Annotated in this window: 20 protein-coding genes, 1 tRNA gene and 1 pseudogene; 10 read left to right on the top strand and 12 right to left on the bottom strand. The window is 70.1% G+C overall.

Features of this window, described 5'->3' with window-relative positions:
- Nucleotides 1-2: 2 nt before the first annotated feature.
- From efeB to DEJ51_RS16110, 6 genes are all read right to left on the bottom strand, one after another.
- Nucleotides 3-1,361 carry an iron uptake transporter deferrochelatase/peroxidase subunit gene (gene efeB / locus DEJ51_RS16135; RefSeq protein ID WP_150258193.1) on the bottom strand — a complete coding sequence of 453 codons (1,359 nt, stop codon included), beginning with the start codon at nucleotides 1,359-1,361 and terminating at the stop codon, nucleotides 3-5.
- A complete protein-coding gene (locus tag DEJ51_RS16130; protein WP_150258192.1) occupies nucleotides 1,286-3,376 on the bottom strand; it encodes a copper resistance CopC/CopD family protein in 2,091 nt (696 codons plus the stop codon). Before DEJ51_RS16130 ends, efeB begins: the two co-directional genes overlap by 76 nt.
- Nucleotides 3,377-3,398: 22 nt before the next feature.
- Nucleotides 3,399-3,878 (bottom strand): copper chaperone PCu(A)C, encoded by a 480-nt coding sequence (locus tag DEJ51_RS16125; RefSeq protein WP_150258191.1) that lies wholly within the window; start codon nucleotides 3,876-3,878, stop codon nucleotides 3,399-3,401.
- Nucleotides 3,875-4,531 (bottom strand): SCO family protein, encoded by a 657-nt coding sequence (locus DEJ51_RS16120; RefSeq protein ID WP_150258190.1) that lies wholly within the window; start codon nucleotides 4,529-4,531, stop codon nucleotides 3,875-3,877. The genes DEJ51_RS16125 and DEJ51_RS16120 overlap by 4 nt, the downstream gene beginning before the upstream one ends.
- A gap of 69 nt (nucleotides 4,532-4,600) precedes the next feature.
- A complete protein-coding gene (locus DEJ51_RS16115) occupies nucleotides 4,601-5,326 on the bottom strand; it encodes a YcnI family protein (protein WP_150258189.1) in 726 nt (241 codons plus the stop codon).
- Nucleotides 5,327-5,433: 107 nt separating this feature from the next.
- Nucleotides 5,434-6,273 (bottom strand): hypothetical protein, encoded by an 840-nt coding sequence (locus DEJ51_RS16110; protein ID WP_150258188.1) that lies wholly within the window; start codon nucleotides 6,271-6,273, stop codon nucleotides 5,434-5,436.
- Nucleotides 6,274-6,473: 200 nt separating this feature from the next.
- On the opposite strand from DEJ51_RS16110, the gene DEJ51_RS16105 reads away from it, so the two are divergent.
- Complete coding sequence (locus tag DEJ51_RS16105; protein WP_109779343.1) at nucleotides 6,474-6,917, top strand: ATP-binding protein; 444 nt, start codon at nucleotides 6,474-6,476, stop codon at nucleotides 6,915-6,917.
- 125 nt (nucleotides 6,918-7,042) lie between these two features.
- Here DEJ51_RS16105 and DEJ51_RS16100 read toward each other — a convergent pair whose 3' ends face one another.
- Nucleotides 7,043-8,509 (bottom strand): aminopeptidase P family protein, encoded by a 1,467-nt coding sequence (locus DEJ51_RS16100; RefSeq protein ID WP_150258187.1) that lies wholly within the window; start codon nucleotides 8,507-8,509, stop codon nucleotides 7,043-7,045.
- Nucleotides 8,510-8,652: 143 nt separating this feature from the next.
- A complete protein-coding gene (locus DEJ51_RS16095) occupies nucleotides 8,653-10,209 on the bottom strand; it encodes a PP2C family protein-serine/threonine phosphatase (protein ID WP_150258186.1) in 1,557 nt (518 codons plus the stop codon).
- A 399-nt stretch (nucleotides 10,210-10,608) separates the two neighbouring features.
- Between DEJ51_RS16095 and DEJ51_RS16090 the strand changes: the two genes are divergently transcribed.
- Together DEJ51_RS16090 and DEJ51_RS16085 are read left to right on the top strand one after the other, a co-directional pair.
- The gene (locus DEJ51_RS16090; RefSeq protein WP_150258185.1) at nucleotides 10,609-11,391 is read left to right on the top strand and encodes a bifunctional DNA primase/polymerase; all 783 of its coding nucleotides are present in this window, start codon (nucleotides 10,609-10,611) and stop codon (nucleotides 11,389-11,391) included.
- A 108-nt stretch (nucleotides 11,392-11,499) separates the two neighbouring features.
- A complete protein-coding gene (locus tag DEJ51_RS16085; protein ID WP_190620413.1) occupies nucleotides 11,500-12,063 on the top strand; it encodes a hypothetical protein in 564 nt (187 codons plus the stop codon).
- A 180-nt stretch (nucleotides 12,064-12,243) separates the two neighbouring features.
- Here the strand turns inward: DEJ51_RS16085 and DEJ51_RS16080 are convergent, their stop codons facing one another.
- The 3 genes and pseudogenes from DEJ51_RS16080 to DEJ51_RS16070 form a co-directional block, all read right to left on the bottom strand.
- Complete coding sequence (locus DEJ51_RS16080; protein WP_150258183.1) at nucleotides 12,244-13,218, bottom strand: DUF5926 family protein; 975 nt, start codon at nucleotides 13,216-13,218, stop codon at nucleotides 12,244-12,246.
- A 181-nt stretch (nucleotides 13,219-13,399) separates the two neighbouring features.
- A pseudogene (locus tag DEJ51_RS16075) lies at nucleotides 13,400-14,037 on the bottom strand (ATP-binding protein).
- A gap of 59 nt (nucleotides 14,038-14,096) precedes the next feature.
- Nucleotides 14,097-14,885 (bottom strand): glycerophosphodiester phosphodiesterase, encoded by a 789-nt coding sequence (locus tag DEJ51_RS16070; protein ID WP_190620929.1) that lies wholly within the window; start codon nucleotides 14,883-14,885, stop codon nucleotides 14,097-14,099.
- A 239-nt stretch (nucleotides 14,886-15,124) separates the two neighbouring features.
- On the opposite strand from DEJ51_RS16070, the gene DEJ51_RS16065 reads away from it, so the two are divergent.
- The 7 genes from DEJ51_RS16065 (at nucleotide 15,125) to DEJ51_RS16035 (ending at nucleotide 21,581) form a co-directional block, all read left to right on the top strand.
- The gene (locus DEJ51_RS16065; RefSeq protein WP_150258180.1) at nucleotides 15,125-16,615 is read left to right on the top strand and encodes a S1C family serine protease; all 1,491 of its coding nucleotides are present in this window, start codon (nucleotides 15,125-15,127) and stop codon (nucleotides 16,613-16,615) included.
- Between the two features lie 99 nt (nucleotides 16,616-16,714).
- Nucleotides 16,715-17,620 (top strand): LysR family transcriptional regulator, encoded by a 906-nt coding sequence (locus tag DEJ51_RS16060; protein ID WP_150258179.1) that lies wholly within the window; start codon nucleotides 16,715-16,717, stop codon nucleotides 17,618-17,620.
- A gap of 79 nt (nucleotides 17,621-17,699) precedes the next feature.
- On the top strand, nucleotides 17,700-18,248 hold the full coding sequence (locus tag DEJ51_RS16055; protein WP_150258178.1) for a cysteine dioxygenase family protein: 549 nt from the start codon (nucleotides 17,700-17,702) through the stop codon (nucleotides 18,246-18,248).
- Nucleotides 18,248-19,294 carry a YeiH family protein gene (locus DEJ51_RS16050; RefSeq protein ID WP_150258177.1) on the top strand — a complete coding sequence of 349 codons (1,047 nt, stop codon included), beginning with the start codon at nucleotides 18,248-18,250 and terminating at the stop codon, nucleotides 19,292-19,294. The genes DEJ51_RS16055 and DEJ51_RS16050 overlap by 1 nt, the downstream gene beginning before the upstream one ends.
- Before the next feature lie 238 nt (nucleotides 19,295-19,532).
- Nucleotides 19,533-20,480, top strand: coding sequence for a trypsin-like serine peptidase (locus DEJ51_RS16045; protein WP_150258176.1), 948 nt, complete (start codon nucleotides 19,533-19,535; stop codon nucleotides 20,478-20,480).
- Nucleotides 20,481-20,532: 52 nt separating this feature from the next.
- Nucleotides 20,533-20,620, top strand: a tRNA-Ser gene (locus DEJ51_RS16040).
- 235 nt (nucleotides 20,621-20,855) lie between these two features.
- Nucleotides 20,856-21,581, top strand: a complete 726-nt coding sequence (locus DEJ51_RS16035; protein WP_150258175.1) for a hypothetical protein — start codon at nucleotides 20,856-20,858, stop codon at nucleotides 21,579-21,581.
- Between the two features lie 113 nt (nucleotides 21,582-21,694).
- On the opposite strand, the gene DEJ51_RS16030 is transcribed toward DEJ51_RS16035, so the two are convergent.
- Nucleotides 21,695-22,627: a Shedu anti-phage system protein SduA domain-containing protein gene (locus DEJ51_RS16030; protein WP_150258174.1), complete on the bottom strand. Its 933-nt coding sequence runs from the start codon at nucleotides 22,625-22,627 to the stop codon at nucleotides 21,695-21,697.
- Nucleotides 22,628-22,667 lie beyond the last annotated feature (40 nt).

Here is a 22,667-nt window from a genome sequence, read left to right as displayed (position 1 = left end):
GTTCATCCTTCGAGCAGCTGCTGCCCCACGTACTCGCCGCTGCGGGGGCCGGGCGGAACCGCGTACAACCCGCTGGACTCGTGCCGGATGAACGCCGACAGCGCGTCGCCCCGGTCGAGCTTGCGCTGTACGGGTACGAATCCGCGCAGCGGATCGGCCTGCCAGCAGATGAAGAGGAGTCCCGCGTCGGGAGCGCCGTCCGGGCCGATCCCGTCGTGGAAGGAGAAGGGGCGCCGCAGCATGGCGGCCCCGCCGTTCTGCTCGGGGGCGGAAATCCGGGCGTGAGCGTTGGACGGGATGACGGGCTTCCCGTCGGGGCCGATCTTGTCGAGTGCCATCTCGGTGGTTTCGCCGCCACCGGTGAGCGGGGCGCCGTTGGCCTTCGTGCGGCCGATGACCTGCTCCTGCTGGACGAGGGACTGCTTGTCCCAGTCGTCGAGGAGCATGCGGATACGCCGGACGACGGCGTACGAGCCCCCGGCCATCCAGGCGTGCTCGGCGGGCCCGGGGCCCGCGCCGGGAACGAAGATCCGCTTGTCGAAGTCGGGTTCCGAGGGCTTCGGATTCCCGGTGCCGTCGACCTGGCCCATCAGGTTGCGGGTGGTCATCGGGGTGCCGGTGGCGCCTGGGGACCGGTTGAAGCCGTTCATCTGCCAGCGGACGCGAGCGGCCTCCCCGGCGTCCTTCTGCAGTGCGCGCAGGGCGTGGAAGGCGACGAGGCCGTCGTCGGCACCGATCTGTACCCACAGGTCGCCGTTGCTGCGCTGGGCGTCCAGCCGGTCCGACGAGAAGTCCGGCAGCGGGTCGAGCGCAGCGGGGCGGCGGGCGGTAAGGCCGGTCCGATCGAAGAAGGAGTGGCCGAAGCCGAAAGTGACGGTGAGGGAGGACGGTCCGGCGTCCAGGGCGATCCCGCTGTCGGAGGTCGAAGCAGGCTCGCCCGCCATCAGCCGCCGGGCGGTGTCGGACCAGCGACGCAGCAGCGCGGCGGCCTCCGTACGGCCCGCTCCGGCGGTGAGGTCGAAAGCGACGAGGTGCCCCTTGGCCTGCAGCGGGGTGGTGATGCCGGCCTGGTGGTCTCCGTGGAAGGCCACCTGGGTGGCGCCCAGGGAGGCCGGGCCCCCGGCTTTGCCGGGGGAGGAGCCGTTCCCGGAGCCGTCCATGGCGGAGTGCGCCAGGGCGCCGCCCGTGGCTCCGAGGGCGATCCCGACGGCGCCTGCGGCGCCGACGGTACCCAGCAGCCTGCGCCGGGAGATCTCGATGTCGGGGTTGCTCTCGGTCACGCTGGTCAGCCGATCTTCACGGTCTTCTGGACGGTGGTCTGGTCGATGTCGGAGGTGCGGACGGTGACGTCGATACGCCATTCGCCAGCGAGCGGCAGCTGGACACCGGATGCGGTCCAGTGGCCCGGGGCCGCCCGCTCGGGGACGAGCGGCAGGGGTCCGATGTCCTTGGCGGGAAGGGTGAAGGCGATCTTGATCTCGGGGAGATCGAAGGGGGTGCCGTCGGCGGACTCGGACCAGAGGTGCAGGGTGTTCGCGCCGACCCGGCCCGGGTCGAGTTCGAGACGGACGGTGCCCTTGCCGTTCGGGCCGCCGGTGTCGAACGGCAGGGTGATCTTGACTGCGCGGTCGGGGACGGCGGTGGCGGTGGAACCGCGGCCCGCCTCCCGCTCCACGGTCCGCCCGGGCTCGGTGCTGGTGAGCACGGTGGTGACGGCGAGCAGGATCACGGCGATGGCCGCTTCGGCGAGGACGGAGCGGCGCAGGCCGGCACGGTCCGGGTCGGAATCCCGAACCCGCTTCTCCCGCGCGCTTTCGCGAGCGGCCTGCTGCCGGGCGAGCTGGGCGGCTCGTTTCGGGTCCGTGGGGATGGCCGCCGGCTCTGTTTCACGTGAAACATCGGTGCCTTCCGAGTCGGCGGCGACGGCCTTCGTTTCACGTGAAACACCGTCCGCGCTCTTCCCGGCGGCAACGGCGACGGTGGCTCCGGAGGTCGCGGCGTCCGCCGGGGCGTCGGCGAGCCGCCCGGTCCACTTGCGGGACACGAGGGCGACAGCGAGGAGGACCGCGACCAGGCCGACCTTCAGGAGCAGCAGCTGCCCGTAGTCGGTGCCGGTGAGGGCGGACCAGCTTCCGAGCTGGCGCCAGGACTGGTAGACGCCGGTGACGGCGAGCACCAGGACACTGACGAAGGCGACCCGGGAGAAGCGCCGGACGGCCGCGCGCTCGATCCCGGGGACCTTGTGGAGGGCGACGAGCAGCGCGGCGAGACCGCCGAGCCACGTGGCGACGGCCATCAGGTGCAAGATGTCGACGGGCATGGCGATGCCGGGCTGGATCCCGGTGGAGGCGTGCTCCGAGAGGGCCCAGGTGGCGGCGATACCGCCGGACACGACGGCGCCGCCGATGGCCAGCCCGAAGGTGAGATCGCTGGTGTCGTCCGGCCCCTCGGCCGCCTGATCGGCCCCCTCGTCATCATCGGAGCCGGCGGCCCGGTCGGTCCCGTCGTCCTCCCCCTCGGCGCGGTCCGCCTCAGCGGGTCCGAGGTCCGTCACGCGGCGTGCGTAGACGCCGAAGAGGACCGCGACGAAGAGGGCGGCGGCCCCCAGCAGGAGCAGCCTGGAGACGAGAGAGGCCCCGGTCTTGGTCTCCAGGACGGCACGGAGTCCGTTGAGATCGAACACGTCGGAGAAGTCGCCGGAGCCTGTGTACGGCGTCCGCAGCACCAGCATGGTGAGGGTGGCGGCGGTCAGGGTGACCCAGGCACGCACGACGAGCTTCTGGAGCGGCCGTTCGGCGGCGCCCCGGCGCCAGCACAGCAGGATGAACGCGGCGCCGCCCACGAGGACGGTGAACCCGGCGTAGGCGGCGTAGCGGGCGATCCCGTAGGCGATGCCGACGGGTCCGCCGCCGGCCTGCGCGGTGGGCAGGGAGACATCGGTGGCCGAGGGCGCGCCGATGGAGAAGGTGAAAGCGCCGGAGATCGGATGGCTGTCGGCCGAGACGGCCTGCCAGGCGACGGTGTAGGTGCCGTTCGGCAGACCGGTGTGCAGTGCGGTGCCGTAGCGGACGGTGTTCCCGCTGCACATGTCGCGCAGCTCGCCCGTGTCCACGCGCCTGCCCTGGGGGTCGAGGACGCGGATGGAGTCGTCGCCCAGGGCGACCTGCTCCGAGAAGGAGAGCGTGACCTGGGCGGGGGCCGTGGCGACCACCGCCCCGTCCGCGGGGTCGCTCGCGGTGAGTGCGGCGTGCGCCGTGGCCGGAGAGGCCGCGGTGAACAGGGTTGCCAGCAGCGCTGCGAGGACCAGCGCGAGCCGCGGCAGGAGTGCCGTGGCACGGGCGTGGGCCGTGGAGGGGGCGGGGGCGGTGGCCGTCATGGCGTGTCAGCTCCTCGGTCCGTCAGTGGGCGTTGCCGGACGTATCTGTCGGAGTCTGGGCGTTGTACGTCCGGTCCTTCACGTCCAGCTCGACCTTGACCGGAGCGGCCTTCTCGAAGCGCAGCTCGACGGTGACCTTGTCGCCGATCTTGGGTGTGCTCTTGAGCCCCATGAACATGATGTGGTTGCCGCCGCGCTCCAGCCGGAGCTCACCGTTCGCCGGCACGTCCATCGACTGGACCTGCTGCATCTTCTGGTCCTTGGTCTCGTGGATCTGGAGATCGTCGGAGAGCGAGGAGGTGGCGCCGGTGAGCTTGTCGGCGGTCCCGGAACCGTTCTTGATGACCAGGAAGCCGCCGGCCATCTTGTCGTTCACGGGCTGGGGCATGAAGGCGCCGCTGACGGTGATCTTCGGCTCGGCCTCTCCGGAGCAGCCGGATATGGCGAGCGCTGCCGTCAGAGAGAGGGCCGCGGCGAGGATGCGGGTGGTGCGGGCGTTCACGGGTTCTCCCCCTTGATGAGCTTCGGCAGGTCCTTGGTGTAGTCGTCGACGGTGGTGCCCTCGCCGTAGAGGACGTAGCCCTCGTCGGTCTTGGGCGAGAACGCGATGACCTGCGCGCCATGCATGGAGACGACGTCGCCGTTGGCGTCCTTCGTCGCGGGATCGATGCCGATGCCGAGGGTGCGCGCGGCGGCCTGGATGGTCGCGAAGTCCCCGGTGAGTCCGATGAAGGACGGGTCCTGCGACTTGAGCCAGGCGGCCAGGGACTCGGGCGTGTCCCTTTCGGGGTCGGTGGTGACGAAGACGACCCGGAGGTTGTCCTGGTCGGCCTTGGGGAGGGCCTTCTTGGCGACCGCGATGTTGCTCATCGTCAGCGGGCACACGTCGGGGCAGTTGGTGTAGCCGAAGTAGATGAGGGTCGGCTTGCCCTTGGTCTGCTCACGCAGGTTCCACGGGTTGCCGGTGGTGTCCGTGAGGACGAGCTCCGGCTTGTTGAAGGGGCGGTCCAGGAGGGTCCCGGCCTTGGTGTTGCTCTGACCGCCGGCGATCTGGGTGACTCCGCCGGTCTTCTTGACGGGCTCACCACCGCAAGCGGTGAGGGTGAGTGCGGCCGCCGCGAGCAGCGCGGCGACCGTCACACGTGTGGTGCGCATGAAGGAATGTCCCTGGGATCGGGGATGCTACGGACGTTTCGGAACGGCAGCGCCGAGGGGCGCGGCAGGTCAGGCGGAGCGGCGGCGCGAGACGACGCCGAAGGCGACGCCGCCGAGCCCGATGACGATGCCAGCGATGCCGAGGGCGCGCGCGGTGGTGTCGGTGCCGTGGTCGGCCGAGGCCTTGTTGTGGCCGTGGTCCGCGTCCTTGTCGGCGTTCTTCGACTCGTCGGCCTTGGCGCCGCTGTCGTGGTGGTCGTCACCCTTCGGGGCGGTCAGCTTCAGGACGGGCGCGGGGGTCTGCGGCTCCGCGGCGCCTTCCTTGGCTTCCTCGATCCAGCGGACGACCTCGCCGTTGTCGTAGGTCTGGATGGACTTGAAGACCATCTGCTCGGCGTTCTCGGGCAGCTTGCCGACGGAGACCGGGAACTGCTGGAACTTCCCGGCCTCGATCTTGCCGCCGGTCCAGGTCACCTTGGTGACGACCTCGTTGACCTGCTTGCCGTGCACGGTCAGCGGCTTGTCGAGCTTCGTCTTCTCGACGGTGGACGTCCAGCCGGGGATGTCCTGCGGCATGACGGACGTCAGAGGCTGGTCGACCGGGAAGTTGACCTCCAGCTGAGTGGTCGCCGCGTTGTCGCGCTCGTTGGGGACCTTGAAGTTGAGCGTCGCGTAGCCACCCTTGGCGGCCTCTCCGACGGGCTGCACGCCGACGTGGGCGAAGGCAGGGCCGGAGAGGAGGAGGACGGAACCGGCGGCGACGGCGGCGGCGAAGGAGACGCGAGAGGTCTTCATTTCAGGAACACTCCACGGAAGCAGTGGTGGCGATGGCTCCGCGCACGGGCGCGCGCGGAGTTCGCGGCACCGGTATCCCGCGCTGTGTCCGGGAAAGAGGTGCCGCGTCAGGCTGCGAGGGCGAGTGCCACGGGTGGGCCGCGCCGGATCACCGTGTGCTGGAGTGCTTCCCGCCCGGTGCAGAGGGCGGGGTCGGACCCGGTCCGGGGGCCCTGCGGGGTACGGGCGGCCGAACCTGCGAGCCCGATGCCGAGGGCGCGTACGAAGGCCAGTGCGGCACGCAGCGGACGGATCGGGGCGGCTTCGGCGGAGCGCCGGGACAGCTCGACCAGCCGCAGGACCGCGGCGTCGCCGCGACCGAGCAGCCAGCCCGCGGCGACTGCCGCCAGCAGGTGGCCGGCCAGCATCGCCGGGCTGAACAGGCCCGTCACGGGGCCCGCGGTGACGGCCTGGGCCACGTGCGCGTGCGCTCCGTGCCCCTGCGCCACGACCTGCCCGGCCTGCGCGACCTGTGCCGACTGCTCGGCGAGAGCGGCCGGGTCCAGGCCTGCGGCCTCCAGGATCCGCCGGGCGTCGGCCGGGCTGAGCGGTATGGAGTTGCCCCCGCACACCAGCCGTGCGGCGAGCTCGGCGAGCGAGGTGTCGGCGGTGCCGGCCGGTGCCTGCGCGGCTGTACCGTGCTGGCCGAGGCCGAACAGCGCGTGCAGGCCGAGCTGTCCGGCGGTGAGCCCGGCGGCGATACCGGGCAGCGTCCGCTGTCGGCCCGCCAGTGGGGCGGCGACGGCGAAGACGGCGAGGAAGCCGAGGCCGAGGGACCACCAGGGCACGGTGGCACAGGAAGCCAGGGCGTGCCCGGTCGCGGACAGCACGACACAGACCGCGGTGAACACCGCGGCCCGGATCAGCCGGAGGTCGGCTCCGGTGTGCGTCGCATGGGGGTCGGACATGGCCGGGCCATCATCGCACTGCGCCCGGGCCCTTCATACGGCAGGTCCGGAAGGTCCGCATGAGTCCTCTGTGCGAGGACCGGCCGGGCCCGCCGCATACACCTCTCCCCGGGAGAGCCGCATCGGCCGAACGGGCGTATTGAGGTCTCGGACGGCCGCAGGGCGCTTACGCCCCCTCGCGCGCGGCAATACGTAACCGTATGAGCATCTGGTGGTCTCTCCACTTGAGGCGCGAAGCCGCGAGCGTGCCGCTCGCCAGGCGACTGCTGCTGGGGACGATGGAGACCGCGGGGGTGGACCCGGACATCTCCTTCGATCTCTCGGTGGCGCTGAGCGAGGCGTGTGCGAACGCGGTGGAGCACGGCGGGGGCGGCGAAATCCCGGACGACACCGAGGCGTACCACGTCACGGCCTATCTGGACGGGGATTGCTGCCGCATCGAGGTGACCGATTCCGGTCCGGGGTTCCCGCCCGCGACGGTGGCTCGCCGCAGACCCTCCCTGGCCGAACACGGCCGGGGCCTGCACCTGATCGCCGAACTCGCCGACCACGTCCGCTTCCGCAACCGGCCGGGACGCGGCGCGGTGGTGAGCTTCGACAAGATGCTGAAGTGGCGCGACGACGCGCTGCTGAAGGTGTCGTAGGCGGTGTCTGTCGCAGGCGCCGCACGCGGCGGCGTCCAGGTGTCCTGGCGTCCAGGTGTCCTGGGAACGCCGATGGGCGGGACCCCGTACAGGATTCCCGCCCACCGGAGCGCACGGCGTAGGCGTCAGCCCTTCAGGCGCGCCATCCAGGCCTCGACGTCGGTCGAGGTGCGGGGCAGCCCCGCGGACAGGTTCCGGTTGCCGTCCTCGGTGACGAGGATGTCGTCCTCGATCCGGACGCCGATGCCGCGGTACTCCTCGGGCACGGTCAGGTCGTCGGCCTGGAAGTACAGACCGGGCTCGACGGTGAGGCACATGCCGGGCTCCAGGGTGCCCTCGACATAGGCCTCGGTGCGGGCGGCGGCGCAGTCGTGGACGTCCATGCCGAGCATGTGGCCGGTGCCGTGCAGGGTCCAGCGGCGCTGCAGGCCCAGCTCCAGGACCCGCTCGACCGGGCCCTCCAGCAGGCCCCACTCGACGAGCTTCTCGGCCAGCACGTGCTGGGAGGCGTCGTGGAAGTCGCGGAACTTCGCGCCCGGCTTCACCGCGGCGATGCCGGCTTCCTGGGACTCGTAGACCGCGTCGTAGATCTTGCGTTGGATGTCGGTGTAGCTGCCGTTGATCGGCAGGGTGCGGGTGACGTCGGCGGTGTAGAGGGAGTGGGTCTCCACGCCGGCGTCGAGGAGCAGCAGGTCGCCGGAGCGGACGTCGCCGTCGTTGCGGACCCAGTGCAGGGTGGTGGCGTGGGGGCCGGCGGCGCAGATGGAGCCGTAGCCGACGTCGTTGCCCTCGACGCGGGCGCGAAGGAAGAAGGTGCCCTCGATGTAGCGCTCGGAAGTGGCCTCGGCCTTGTCGAGGACCTTCACCACGTCCTCGAAACCGCGGACGGTGGAGTCGACGGCCTTCTGCAGCTCGCCGATCTCGAACGAGTCCTTCACGGCGCGGGCCTCGGAGAGGTAGACGCGCAGTTCCTCGTCGCGCTCCTTGGTCACCTTGTCGGTGAGGGCGGACTCGATCACGGAGTCGTGGCCGCGCACGGCGCGGACCGGGCCCTCGGCCTCGGTGAGGGCCTCGGCGAGCTGGCGGACGTCCTTCGCGGGGATGCCCAGGAGCTGCTCGGCCTCGGTGAGGGAGTGGCGGCGGCCGACCCACAGCTCGCCCTGGCCGGACAGCCAGAACTCGCCGTTCTCCCGGTCGGAGCGCGGCAGCAGGTAGACGGTCGCGGTGTGGCCGGTCGACCCGGTGGGCTCCAGGACCAGGACGCCGTTCTCGGTCTGGTCACCGGTGAGGTACGCGTACTCGGTCGAGGCCCGGAAGGGGTACTCGGTGTCGTTCGAGCGGGTCTTCAGGCGGCCGGCGGGGATCACGAGGCGCTCGCCCGGGAAGCGGCGGGACAGCGCGTCGCGGCGGGCGAGGGTGTGCGCGGCCTGGGCGATGGGCTCCAGTCCGTGCAGCTCGGTGTCGGCCCAGCCGCTGCGCATGTTCTCCGCGAGTTCGTCGCTGACGCCCGGGTACAGACCGTTCTTGCGCTGCTTGTGCGTCTTCTTGGGCTGCTCTTCTTCCGGGGTCTCCGGGGTGAGCTCGTCAGCCACGTCTTCTCCTCAGCTACGACGGTACGGACCTGGGTGTGGACCATATCCATCGTATGCGTGTGCGGAGAGTGCCGGTCCGAATCGTGCCGTCCGTCACGATTCGGAGCCTGCTCCGCGGTCACGACGCGGAGCAGGCTCCGCGTCTAGTCGAACCGGGCCGCGAGCAGCACGATGTCCTCGGGGGCGTCGGTCGGCTCGCCGCCGGGCAGTACGGTCCGCAGGATGTGCTCGCACAGGGCCGCCGGGTCCTCGCGGACGCTGCGGGGGACCCCCGCGGCCGCTGCGTGCAGCCGGGCGTAGGCCCGGTCCATCGGGTCGCCCGTGTGGTGCAGAAGCCCGTCGGTATAGAGAAGCACCGTTTCTCCGGGTGCGGGTTCGATCTCCACGCTCGGCGCCTCCCAGCAGGACAGCATGCCCAGGGGCGCGGAGAGCGAGGTCTCCACGTACTCCGTGCGGTGCTCGCCGATCAGCAGGGGCGGGGTGTGCCCGGCACCGGCCAGAATGATCTTGTTGCCCTGGCCTTCGGAGTTCGGGCCCCCGACGGGTTCGCAGTAGGCGAAGAGCGCGGTGGCGGCGCGGGCGGGCTCGGTGAGCCGCAGCAGCAGCTCCAGGTCGGACAGGACCGCCACGGGGTCCTCGCCCTCCATGACGGCGTAGGCGCGCAGCGACGCGCGCAGCCGCCCCATCGCGGCGACGGCGCTCGGCCCGGATCCGGTGACCGAGCCGACGGCCAGTCCCAGGGCGCCCTCGGGCAGCGGCAGGGCGTCGTACCAGTCGCCCCCGCCGAGCGGCCCCGTGTGGTGGCGGGCCGCGAGCTGTACGCCGGGGATACGGGGGAGCCGGCTCGGCAGCAGCTCCTCGGAGACGGTGGCCAGGTGCGTACGGGAGCGCTCCACCTCCAGCATCCGGGCCAGGTGTTCGGCGGCGTGCCGCACGTACAGCCCGGCGAGGTCGCGCTGGCGGTCGCTCGGCTCGGCCTGCTCGTCGTAGAGCCATACGGCTGCGCCGAGCCGGCCGGTGGCCTCGGCGGTGAGGGGGAGCGAGTAGCTCGCGGCGAACCCGAGACGGGCGGCGACCTCACGCTGGCGCGGGTCCACGGGGGCGGTGAAGCCACCTGTTCCGGGGGGCGCGCCCGGTTCGGGAAGGAACTCGGAGCCGCCCTGGGCGTCGGGCAGACCGTCGAGGATCCGCCCGTAGGGGGTGGCACTGCGCGGCACGGTCTCGATGTGCCCGAGCTCCGCGTGGCCGAGCCCCAGGCCGATCGTGGTGGTCGGGCCGAGTCCGTCGGAGGGCTCCAGCACGATCAGGCCGCGCCGGGCGCCGACCAGCATGGCTCCGGCGCGCAGGAATTCGCGCAGCGAAGTGTCGAGGTCACTGGCGCGGGCGAGGCGCTCGGTGAGCTCGTGCAGGGTGGTGAGGTCCGAGACCATGCCCGCCAGCCGGTCCTGGATGACACTGCCCGGGCCGTCGGCCGGAGAGGCAGGTGCGGGGGTGGTCCGGGCGGGTGCGGGCGCCGCAGTGTGCGGCGACGCGGTTGCCGCTGGATCGATTCCAGCCACTTTCGGCAGATGCGGGGCGCTCATGGCGTCCGCCTTTCCACCTGGTGCGATTCGCCAAATAGCATCGCAAACCCCCAGATCGTGCTGCGCCGCCATCAAGGAATCCACATCTACACGCACACATGGATGCATGTCCAGCATTGCCCAGCTGGGAATCCTGGTGTCCGTGGGACCGCAACTCACGGTCGAGCCAAGGCTAGAACTTGGCCGGAAAAAGCGGGAAGCAATCGGTTTTTGCGATCGACTGAGCGGGCTCCGCAGGGGCCCCGGGTACGTACTCGGTGATGTGCGGCGCCAGTTGGCGCCACCGGGAACCACCCGGCACGGGCCTTCGTCCTTAGCGGCGGCCGCCGGTTCCGGTGGCCGGCGCGGGTCGCGCTCCACCCCCGCGGGACGTTTGATGGACCTGTAAGAAACTGCACGACGAACCGTGTGAACCCGCTTCTGGCGGACAGTGACGCGAAACCTGTACGTGTGGTGAGACACCGGTTACATGGTGTGATGTGGCCCTCGGCGTTCAACGGAAAGGAACGAGCGCACATGCGCGAGATCCTCGGAAGGCGTCTCCAGCGGCTCCGCGATCGCTTTCAATCCCTGCGCTCCGACCCGGGACAGAGCGGCGGCACGTCCGCTCTCCTCGACGCGGCGCTCGTCTGCGCCACCACCTGGCAGTGGCCCGTCCTGCCCGGTGTCGGCCGGTCCGGCACCGACGCCAAGCGATGCGCCTGCCCCGAACCCGACTGCGCCGTCCCCGGCGCACATCCCTTCGACCCCGGACTGCTCGCCGCCACCACCGACCCCCGCATGGTGACCTGGTGGTGGACCAACCGGCCCACCGCCCCCGTCCTGATGGCCACCGGCGGAACCGCCCCGTGCGCGGTGAGCCTGCCGGCCGGTGCGGCCGCACGTGCCCTCGCGCGACTGGACGCGCAGGGCATGCGGCTCGGTCCGGTCGTGGCGACCCCCACCCGCTGGGCGCTGCTCGTGGCGCCCTACTCGCTGGAGCGGCTCGGCGAACTCCTGTACGCGAAGGACCATGTGCCCTCCTCCCTGCGCTTCCACGGCGAGGGCGGCTACCTGTTGCTGCCGCCCTCCGCCGCGAGCAGCGGCGGCCAGGTGCGCTGGGAACGGGAGCCGCGTTCGCGGTCGGCGGTGCAGCAGCCGCGGGGACGGTCCGCGCAGGCGCAGGCGCACACGGGGTCGCCGCAGCCGCTGCAGGCGCAGCCGGGAGATCTCTGGCTGCCCGAGATCGAGGCGGTCGTGGACGCGCTGGTCGAGGCCAGCAGCGGTGCGCCCGGCGGCGGGAGCCGGCTCGCGTACTGACCGCCGGGCCTGTGGGGATCACTCGTACGGGTGTCGGCGGGGCGAGTTTGCAAGGGAATTGGGCGCGGGGATCTCCGCGCCCCGTTCCCGCCTCGCTATCTTCGGCGAATGAATCTCCGCCTGATCGGTATCGGCGCCGGTGTGTTGGTCATCTTGTCGCTCCCGCTCGCCGGGGCGATCGCCGGGCCGGATTTTGCCGGTCAGGACGACGGAAAAGGCGGCGGCCTGTTCTCCGTGCTCGGGCTTTCGGACTCTTCCCGCACAGCCCCCGCGCGCTCGGCGTCGTCGGCCGGCCCGCAGCAGCCCGGTCCGGCGGAGCAGCCCCGGACGGATTCGCGCTGCGGTCCCGAACTGTCCTCGCCGCACGGGGTGGAGGCGCAGACCTGCGTACTGGTCGGTGAAGGCCAGACGTGGGGCCGGAGTTACTACCGGAACACGAGTGGTCGGGCGCTGGACGCGGTGCTGACGGTGATGGGTCCGGCCGGCCGCACGGTCCAGATCCGGTGCGCGGTGGGAGCGGGCGACGAACCGGGCTTGTGCGAGACGCCGAAGGAGGCTTCGGCGGGAGATCCGGACAGTTACTCGGCCGTAGCGGAATTTGCAGTTCCGGATGATGAAGGGGAACTGCTCTTGAGGTCCGGGAGCAACTCACCGGCACCGGGTGACGGTTGATCGCACCCTGAAAATCAAGGGCCCGGTCGCTGGCGACGGGGGATGCACCAGCGACCGGGCTACAAGAACGGTAACAAGAGATCGCCTGTTCGCAAATTCGATCTCCGATATTCAGACACCGATTTGCAGACGATTAGCGGGAGTTGTGACTCCGGTCACCGGTTCCGCACGGGGCTCCGGTCAGCTGAGCGTCACCTGGCGGTTGGTGAGTCCGCCGCGGGCCCGGCGCTCCTCCGTGGACAGCGGGGCGTCCGTGGCCAGAGCCCCGGCGAGCCGCTCGGCGAACTCCGCCGCGGGCTTCTCCACGTCGTCGGCCGTGACCCCGGTGGGCAGGTCCCAGACCGGGACCATCAGGCCGTGGGCGCGGAAGGAGCCGACGAGCTTCGTGCCCTCGCCGAGCGAGGTCGCGCCGGCCGCGTGCAGCCGCGCGAGGGCGTCGAGCAGCTTCTCCTCGGGGTGCGGCATGACCCAGCGCAGGTGGTTCTTGTCCGGCGTCTCGCACCAGTAGGCGGCGTCCACGCCGGTCAGCTTGACGGTGGGAATGGCGGCCGCGTTGGCGCGCTCCAGCGAGGCGGCGATCTCCGGCGAGGAGTTCTGGGCGCTCTCGGATTCCGGAATCCAGAATTCGAACCCGGTGTGCACAACCGGCTCGAAACCGCCGTCGGCGTCCAGGAGATCCTGAAGTCGGGGACCCTCGGCGGGGACCCGGCGGGCGGCGACCGGCGTACCGGGTTCCGCCACGAGGGCGCGCTCCAGTGTGTCGGCCATGTCGCGGCCGAGGTCCCCGGAGGAGGAGTCGTTCTGCAGGCCGAGGAGGACGGACCCGTCCTCACGGCGCAGCGCCGGCCACGCCATGGGCAGTACGGTCACCAGCGTGACGGAGGGGACGCCCTCGGGCAGGCCGCCCTTGAGGGACAGCGGGACGGTGGCCGCGGGCACCAGTTCGCGCAGCGCGACCCAGTCGCACTCGCCCGGCAGTCCCTCGAAGGGACGCCGCACGTGCTCGGTGACGGCGTGCGCGGCGGCTGCGCCGTGGCAGGCCTTGTAGCGGCGGCCGGATCCGCAGGGGCAGGGCTCGCGGGCGCCCACGACGGGGATCTCACCGTTGTTGAGCTGCGGCTTTGCAGTCTTGGCTGCGGGGCGCTTCTTGGCCATCGTGCGTGTCTCCCGGTTGCGGCGGTACGGCGTCGTGTCTGGGCGCGAGCCTAGCCGTTCGTACCGCCGGAACCGGTTGGGTGCGGCCGGGAGCACGGTCGGCGTGCGCTCCCGGACGGCCGCCTGTGCGGATGACCGGTACTGCTGTGCTGTTGTGGTCCTGTGCCGCAGGGATCCCGGATCAGGGATCGAGGTCGTCGAAGGCCGTACTGAAGTCGATCGCCGGGGGCGCAACGCGCGTAGCGAAATCCTCGTGCCGGGGCCCACAGGCAACGATCACCCACACGGTGACCTCACCCGCCGCTCCGTCCCGGACACCCCAGTCCTGGGCCAGGGCGCTGATGATGTTCAGCCCCCGGCCGCCCCGTGCGGTGACCGAGGGCGTGGCAGGAACCGGGCGGGTGGGCCCGCCTCCGTCCGTGACCTCGACCGTCAGTCGTCCCGCTCTGTCGACGCGCCAGGCGGCGCGTATCTCCCCGTCCCCGACCTCCCGAGAGCCGAGCGGCCTGCCATGCCGGCAGGCGTTGCTGAGCAGTTCGGAAAGAATCAGTACGGCGTCGTCCACGACCGATTCGGGCACTCCACCGATGCGCAGTTGCTCGCGCATCCGGTGTCTCGCCTCGCCCACGCCAGCAGGACCATGGCGTACGTCCATGCACGACGACGTGGGCACTTCTTGTGCCACCACCAACGCCACCCCCGGAACCTCCTTAGCCCCACGCATGGTCTGGATGCCCCAATGGCCTGGACCGGAAACCGCCGAAGGAGCCCGAAGCGGACCCCTCTGACGCATTCACGGCGACCGAATGCGGAGCGGATGCGCCGGAGCACACCCCGTAACGAACGAGTTGAGGGTGGCGAGTGTGCAAAAAGGGACTTCAGCGGCCGAGTTGGGACAGAACTTGGCGCGGTCTGTTCGTGATGATTGCTTCCACGCCCAGATCAGCGCAGAGCTGAACGTCTTCCGGTTCGTTCACTGTCCATACGTGCACGGAGTGACCCGCGCCCTGGAGCTTGTGGATGAAGGCGGGGTGGTTCCGCACGATCCGCATCCCGGGGCCGGCGATCGTCACGCCGGCCGGCAGTCGCCCGTCCCGCATCCGCGGCGAGATGAACTGCATCAGGTACACGGTCGGGATCGTCGGCGCGGATGCCCGGATCCGGTGCAGGGAGCGCGCGGAGAAGCTCATGATCCGCACGGGGTGCGGACCCTCGGCGGGCGGGGCGTCCAGACCGAAGCGCTTGAGGAGGACGAGGAGGCGCTCCTCCACCTGTCCGGCCCAACGCGTCGGATGCTTCGTCTCGATCGCGAGCTGTACCGGCCGTCCGGCGTCGGAGACCAGCTCCAGCAGGCGCTCCAGGGTGAGGACGGAGGTGCGCTCCGGGTCCGCGTCCCAGTCGGGAGATTCCTCGCGGTCCTTCCAGGAGCCGAAGTCGAGGGCGGCGAGATCGGCCAGCTCCAGCGCGGAGACGGCGCCGCGGCCGTTCGACGTACGGTTCACCCGGCGGTCGTGGACCAGGACCAGATGACCGTCCGCGGTCAGCCGGACATCGCATTCGAGGCCGTCGGCGCCGTCCTCGATGGCCTTGCGGTAGGCGGCCAGGGTGTGCTCGGGGGCATCCTCCGAGGCGCCGCGGTGGGCGACGACCTGGATGGTGCGCGGCATTGCGTGGGTCACCGGGTCATGGTGCCACCGACAGGGCCGCGGGCGTCGGGGCCGACCCCCGCGAGGGCATCCGAAATGTCGGATATAAAGAATGGGGAGAGATGCACAGGTCCGGCTTACAGTGCTCTGACGGGGCATGGGAAAGGCTTTGCCCAGGAACTTGCGCGGCACGTCGAACGTTCAGTCGGACCGATATCGCCAGAGAATTCTGAAGCCGTGTGTGACGAGGAGAGAGCGCTGTGAGCACCGAGAACGAGGGCACCGCGGCCCCGACACCCCCCGCGGCCCCGTCCGTACCCCCTGCTCCGGCCTCCGCGACGCAGGATGCGGCCCCCGCGCCCGCTGTCGGCGAGCCGGTGACCCAGCAGCTGCCGCCGACCCCGGCACCCGGTACCGAGCCCACCCAGCAGATCCCGCCCGCACAGGAGCCCCCGGCCTACGGCCAGGCGCCGCAGGTGCCTCCGGCGTACGGCCAGGCCCCCGCGCAGGCCGCGCACGGAGCCGAGGGCTGGCCGCCCCCGCCGCCCACGGTGCCGGCGTACGGAGCGGGCGGTCACGGCGGCGGCGCCTGGGGCGCTCCCCCGGCCACCGACGGTTTCCCCGCCCCCAAGCCGAAGGGCAGGGGAGGCCTGATCGCGGGCGTGCTCGTGGCGGCCCTCCTCGCCGGCGGCATCGGCGGTGGTGTCGGCTACTGGGCCGCCCAGCGCGGCAACGACGGCAGCGGCTCCACCACGATCAGCGCCGCGAACACCCCCAAGGACCTGAAGCGCGAAGCCGGCTCCATCGCGGGTCTGGCCGCGGGCGCCCTGCCCAGCGTGGTCACCATCGAGGCCTCGGCCGGCGATGGCGAGGGCGGCACCGGCACCGGGTTCGTCTACGACCAGCAGGGCCACATCCTCACCAACAACCACGTCGTCGCCTCTGCCGCGAACGGCGGCAAGCTCTTCGCGATCTTCTCCGACGGCAAGCGGTACGACGCCGAGGTCGTGGGCCGTGCCCAGGGCTACGACGTCGCCGTCCTCAAGCTGAAGACCCCGCCGGCCGGTCTCAAGCCGCTGCCCCTCGGTGACTCCGACAAGGTCGCCGTCGGCGACTCGACCATCGCGATCGGCGCCCCGTTCGGCCTGTCCAACACGGTCACCACCGGCATCGTGAGCGCCAAGAACCGCCCGGTCGCATCCGGGGACGGCTCCGGCAGCAAGAACTCGTACATGAGCGCTCTCCAGACGGACGCCTCGATCAACCCGGGCAACTCGGGCGGCCCGCTGCTCGACGGACGCGGCGCGGTCATCGGCATCAACTCCGCGATCCAGTCGGCGGGCAACGGCGGCTTCGGCGGCGGCCAGGCCGGCTCCATCGGCCTCGGCTTCGCCATTCCGATCAACCAGGCCAAGAACGTCGCCGAATCGCTGATCAAGACGGGCAAGCCGGTCTATCCGGTGATCCTGGTCTCGGTCGACCTCCAGGCCAAGTCCGAGGGCGCCAAGATCTCCGAGCAGGGCGGGGCACCCAACGAGCTCGTCGACCCGAACGGCCCCGCCGGCAAGGCGGGCCTCAAGCCCGGCGACGTCATCACCGAGTTCGGTGGCAAGCCGGTCGACAGCGGCCCGACCCTGATCAGCATGATCTGGACGTACAAGCCCGGCGACACCGTGAAGCTGACCTACCTGCGCGGCGGCAAGCCGACCACGGTCGATATCACGCTCGGCTCGCGGGTCGGCGACAAGTAGCGAACCCGAACACCACCGGTCGCGGCGGCGGCCCGATGAGGAGGGGCCGTAGGCGGAATTCCGCCTACGGCCCCTCCAACGTCCGCTTATGCTTCGCTCGTGTTCGATTCTCGGCACATACGGACCTTTCACACGGTGGTGGCCTCCGGCTCGTACTCGGCCGCCGCCCGCGTGCTGGGGTACACCCAGCCCGCCATCACCCAGCAGATGAAGGCGCTCGAACGCGCCGTCGGCACCCCGCTGTTCACCCGCGTCGGCCGCAAGATGCAGCTCACCGAGGCCGGTGCGTCCCTGTCCCGGCACGCCGAGACCATCCTCGGCAACCTCTCCGCCGCCGAGGCCCAGCTGAGGGCCTACGCCCGGCTGCGCACGGGCCGGGTCAGGCTGTGCGGCTTCCCCAGCGCCAATGTCACCCTCGTCCCCGAGGCCCTGAGCAGCCTCGCCAAGGACCATCCGGGCATACAGGTGGAGCTGCTGGAAGGCGAGCCCCCCGAGTCGCTGCGCCGGCTGGAGCGCGGAGAGTGCGACATCACGCTGGCCTTCACCTATCCCGGCCTGCACGAGGAGATCCCGGAGGAGGTCGCCGAGGTCAGGCTGCTGGAGGACCAGCTGACGGTGCTGCTCCCGACCGGGCACCCGCTGGCCCGCCGTCGCGCCGTGCACCTCGCCGACCTCGCCGAGGAACGGTGGATCGCGGGCTGCCCGCGCTGCCGGGCGAACCTGCTGCACGAGTGCGCCGAGCTGGGTTTCGTGCCGGACATACGGTTCGCCACCGACGACAACCTCGTCGTACAGAGTCTGGTCGCACAGGGGCTGGGCGTGGCCATGATGCCCGCGCTGGTGCTCCCCTCCCTCTCGCTGAGCCGTGTCTGCGGGCGGCCCCTCCAGCCTGCCGCCCGCCGCCACATCGCCGCGTACGTCTACCGGGACCATCTGCGGATCCCGGCGACGTCCGTGGTGCTCGACGCGCTCAGACAGGTGGCGGCCAACCGGGTCGGCTGCTGACCAACCCATAAGCTGTGCTTGGGATTTCAGGTCACAACTGTCGTTGGACGTGATGGAACGTCGGCAGCACGCTGCCGATATGACCACCACCACGCCGGCCCGTACCACCACGAGGATGGCCGCCCTCGTCAGTGAGATCCGCACGGTCGTGGAGCGGGGGCTGGCTCCCGACCTCACCGCGTACCTGGTGGGCGAACGGCTCGCCCCGCACCTGGGCGCGCCCGACCTGCTGACTCCGGCGCAGCAGGTAGGCGACCCGGAGCGATACCGGCAGCACATCCTGCACGCCGAGTCCGACGGCAGCTTCTCGGTGGTGGCACTGGTGTGGCTGCCCGGGCAGGAGACCTGCATCCACGACCACGTGTCCTGGTGCGTGGCCGGGGTGCATCAGGGTGAGGAGAGCGAACGCCGCTTCCGGCTCGCGCCGGGAGCCGGTCCCGCCCGGCTGGTGGCCACCGAGGACGTGGTCAACGCCCAGGGCGACGTCTGCGGGTTCGCCCCGCCCGGCGACATCCACAAGGTGCGCAACTCCTGTACGAACAAGGCGATATCGGTGCACGTGTACGGCGCCGACGTCTCCCGGCTGGGCACCAGCATCCGCCGCGTCTACACGCTCCCCGTCGACTGATGGCCCTCCTCCACCGCCCTCAGGGCACGGCCATCGGGCATGTTTCACGTGAAACACCCACTCCGTGGCCCGGGTTGGCGATGGCTGCGGGTGGTGCGCTGACGGCCTGGTGCGTCCACCGCCTCGTTCCCGCCGTGCCGATGCTGACCGCATCGGTGGTGCTGGGCATCGCCGTGGCGCACGTTCCGGTCCTGCGGACGTTCGTACGCGCGACCGCGCGCCCCGGACTCTCCCTCGCAGGCCGTCGGCTCATGCGGATGGGCATCGTCCTGCTGGGCCTCGGCCTGGGGCTGGACCAGGTGCTCCGGCTGGGCTGGGCCACCGTGGCCATGGTGGTCGGCGTGGTCGTGGCCACCTTCTTCGGCACCCTCTGGCTGGGCCGACGGCTGGGACTCCCGGGTGACCAGCCGCTGCTGATCGCCACCGGGTACTCGATCTGCGGTGCCTCGGCGATCGGCGCGGTGAGCGAGGTGTCCGGCAGCGACGAGGAGGACGTGGCCGCCTCGGTGGCACTCGTCACGCTCTGCGGGACGCTCGCCATAGGAGTGCTCCCGCTCCTCCAGGGGCCGCTGGGGCTCTCCGACCCCGCTTTCGGGCGGTGGGTCGGTGCCGGGGTCCATGACGTCGGCCAGGTCGTGGCCACCGCGCAGACCGCGGGCCCCGCCGCCCTGGGCGAGGCGGTCCTGGTCAAGCTGATGCGCGTGGCGCTGCTCGCCCCGCTGGTGGCCGCCGTGGCCTTCTCCGTACGGGCCCGGCGCCGCGGGGTGCGCACCGCCTCGGGCCGCAGGCCGGCACCGGTGCCGCTGTTCGTCCTCGGGTTCCTGGCCGCGGCGGCGCTGCGCGCCACCGGAGTACTGCCCGACGTAGCACTGGAGTGGGCGCACACCGCGCAGGAGGCCCTGCTGGCCGCGGCCCTGTTCGGCCTGGGGAGCGCGGTGCACCTGCCGACGCTGGCCCGGACCGGCGGGCGGGCCGCGGCACTGGGACTGGGGGCGTGGATCGTCGTGGCAGGAGTTGCGTACGCGGGCGTGATGCTCACCGTATGACCGCGCAACGGAGGCGAGTTGGCCATTTCCTGGCCGGAACCGACCGACCGTTCTGACTGCCCGCTGACATTGCGACGCACCCGTGTCACCCTGCCCGGTATTCCGCACGACGCACGACGCACGACGCACGACGCACGACGCACCACGAACCGCGCACAGCCGATCCGCACCGACCGCACTTCACCCCCACCCTGCCCGGCTTCGCCACCCGGCCCGGGCACGGCAGAAGGAGTCATGCGTGAATCGTCATCGCACGGCCTTGTCCGTCCTGCTCGCGGCCGGCGCCCTGGTCGCCGGAGCCCTGACGGCGGCCACCCCCTCGACCGCCGCGGATGCCCCCGCGTCGTTCCGGCAACAGCACACCCAAGGCTTCTGGACCGCCGAGCGGATGCGCAGCGCTGCGCCGCTCGACGTGACGGCGGTTCCCGGGGCGGCCCGCACCCCGGTCGCCACATCGGCGACCCCCACGACCATCGCCCCGACGGCGGCGGCTTCCCCCACGGCGTTCCCGCAGGCGGGCGGGGCCTGGACGGGCGGCGGCGCCGTGGTGAAGACCTCGGGGCGGGTCTTCTTCACGATGGGCGACCGGACCGCATCCTGTTCCGGCGACTCGGTCACCAGCGCCAACGGCAGCACGGTCATCACGGCCGGTCACTGCGTGAAGTACCAGGGAGCCTGGCACACGAACTGGGTCTTCGTCCCCGCCTACAACAACGGCTCCGCTCCCTATGGCCAGTGGTCGGCCACCAAGACCTTCGCCACCGACCAGTGGGCCGCGAGCGAGGACATGAACATGGACGTCGGCCTCGCCGTCGTCGCCCCGCTGAACGGGCAGACCCTCAGCCAGGCTGTCGGGGCCCAGGGCATCGCCTTCAACGGCGGCTACAACAAGAAGATGTACTCCTTCGGCTTCCCGGCGGCGGCCCCGTACGACGGCACCAAGCTGGTCTACTGCAGCGGCAACAGCGGCAAGGACTTCCTGCTGACCAAGGACCACGGCCTCGGCTGCAACATGACCGGCGGCTCCAGCGGCGGCCCCTGGTTCCAGGACTTCAACGAGGCCACGGGCCTGGGCACCCAGGTCTCGGTGAACAGCTTCGGCTACGTCTTCCTGCCGAACCGCATGTACGGCCCGTACTTCGGCAACGAGGCGAAGGCGGCCTACGACAAGGCCCAGACGTCCTGACCTCTCCAGCCGCTCCCGTCACCCCCACCTGGCCGGTACTCTGTACCGGCCAGGTGGGTTGCCCGAGCGGCCTAAGGGAACGGTCTTGAAAACCGTCGTGGCGCAAGTCACCGTGGGTTCAAATCCCACACCCACCGCCACAGGTCAGACGATGTGCTGATCAGAAGGGGTGTCCCTACCAGGGGCACCCCTTCGTCGTGTGGTCCCGTCTCACCCTGACCCACCCGTGTACCGCTTTGGATCATGATGTGTGGACCAGGCGTGGACCAAGCAAGCAGCCTGCGACAAAGCGGTCAGGCAGCAGAAAGACCTCGTGACCCACGCGCCGACCCGGTATGAAGGCTCAACGAGCAAGCATCAGCGGGGGAGCGTGGAGTGGGCGGAGCCAAGAAGGATGACAAGGGGTTTGTGCTTCAGGGCGCGGGCCCGGCGCAGAGCGACACGCTGGTCCACTTCACCAGCCGCGGTGAGAACGCAAGCTTCACGCCTAAGGTGCCTGAGAAGTTCCGTCAGATGACGGCCCAGGAGCGGCTGGACTCCATCCTCGGCTCAGGCCAGCTCTATGGCTATCCGCCGTTTGGCGCGCAGCAGGCGTGCGTCTGTTTCTCTGAGAGCCCGCAAGATCATCTTGCCCATCTAATCGCCGATCGAGGGTTCGGCCCCTGGGGCGTAGTTGTCACCCGGGCTGGCGTACTCAGCCACGACGGTGGAGCCGTCGCCTATGTAACGGATGACGTGTACAAGCGGTTCGTTGGTGCTGGTCTTGGGCACTGGGCCGTACCCATACGTGAGAACTCCCAGTGGATGCACGAGCGCGAGTGGCGAGCGCCGTTGTGTGAGGACATCGACGGAAAGATCAAGCAGTACAACTGCTTCTCGATGACCAGGGCACACGCGATTCTCATTGGAGACCCGAACTGGCGCCCTACGCCCATCACGACGGGATTCCGAAACGGGTACACCGGTGAACAGGCGTACCCCAACGATCCCGCCGCTATCCCCGTGACGGAACTTCCGGAGATGTGGCGCGAGAGTGACGTGTGGGTTTGGAATCGTGAAGCTCGATCGATAGATAAATATCCGGCCGGCGTTCTTGCCTGAGGGGAAGAGACACCTTTTGGAAACGAAAGTCGCCTACCGTCCGTGAGGGATGGTAGGCGACTTTCACTGTAGAACGTCTCTTTATTTAAAAGGGGCAGTGATTCTACGCTCCTTTATTCGACGCCTATGCTGCGCACATAGCGCTCGTTAGGATCGGTCGACTTTCTCGTGTGATCCTGCCAGTAGCGCCAGCGCTTTGAAAGGTATGTGCGCCGCGCTTCGCTCATCATGGTGGACCGTGCCAGAGCGGGGTCAGGGTCTCCCAGTAGCAAGGCCCCCGCGCCGACGAAAGCACTCGTCCCGTAGATAGGTGAGAAGGCAAAAAGTTCAGGCCCCTGCGACGTCATGGTCAGGGTCATTGACCTGGAATGGTCGTAGCGGGGGCGCAGGGCGTCGAACGTCATGAACGTTTCGTTGCTGCCTCGCTGTTGATCCCGTTTGTACCTCAAGGCGTTTGGGTTCCCGTGACCTCCGCCCACCTTGAACTCTGACTCGCGCCCGTAGACCAACACGTACTGTGGCTCCAGCGGTCGATCGAGGTAGCGATCCCCGAGGAAAAGGAACTTATCGCGAAATAGTGCTTGGTTCCCTTCGCGTGCGAACCAAGAGCGCCAGTCGTTGAGTTGGTCCCGAGCCTCGGTAAACTCGCTGGTTGGTCGACCGTTCTGTTTAAACCAGCGCTTTGAGGGCTTCTCTATCTCAATTAGGATGGGTGTGACGAGTCCGGATGACCGTGTAATCCACATGAAGTCCGGTTCGAATGAGCGACCAGCTCCCTCCAGCTTCGGGCGGCGGAAAACTGCGCCCATGTCGGATCCGTGATGACCTCCAGGGCCGACGTCCCCGCTTCCTCCTGGGATCATAGACGGATGCAATTCCAGAAAGGTCTGGATGGCGTCTTCCTCGGGGTCTTCGCTGAGAAGTGTGTACCACTGTGCCAGTACCTTGTCCGAATATTGCTCCCATGGGAGAGGCGTGGGTCGTGAGGGGTCGGTGTCCGGCCCTATTGTGCGAAACTGTCTCCCGGCTGAACTTGCGCTTTCCACGTGATCAGAATACTGACGAGGCGCACGGTTTGTTGGCCCT

Source organism: Streptomyces venezuelae, from assembly GCF_008642275.1.
Taxonomy (GTDB): domain Bacteria; phylum Actinomycetota; class Actinomycetes; order Streptomycetales; family Streptomycetaceae; genus Streptomyces; species Streptomyces venezuelae_E.
Note: the sequence above shows the minus strand (reverse complement) of the source record. Positions and strands in the feature narration are given on the sequence as shown.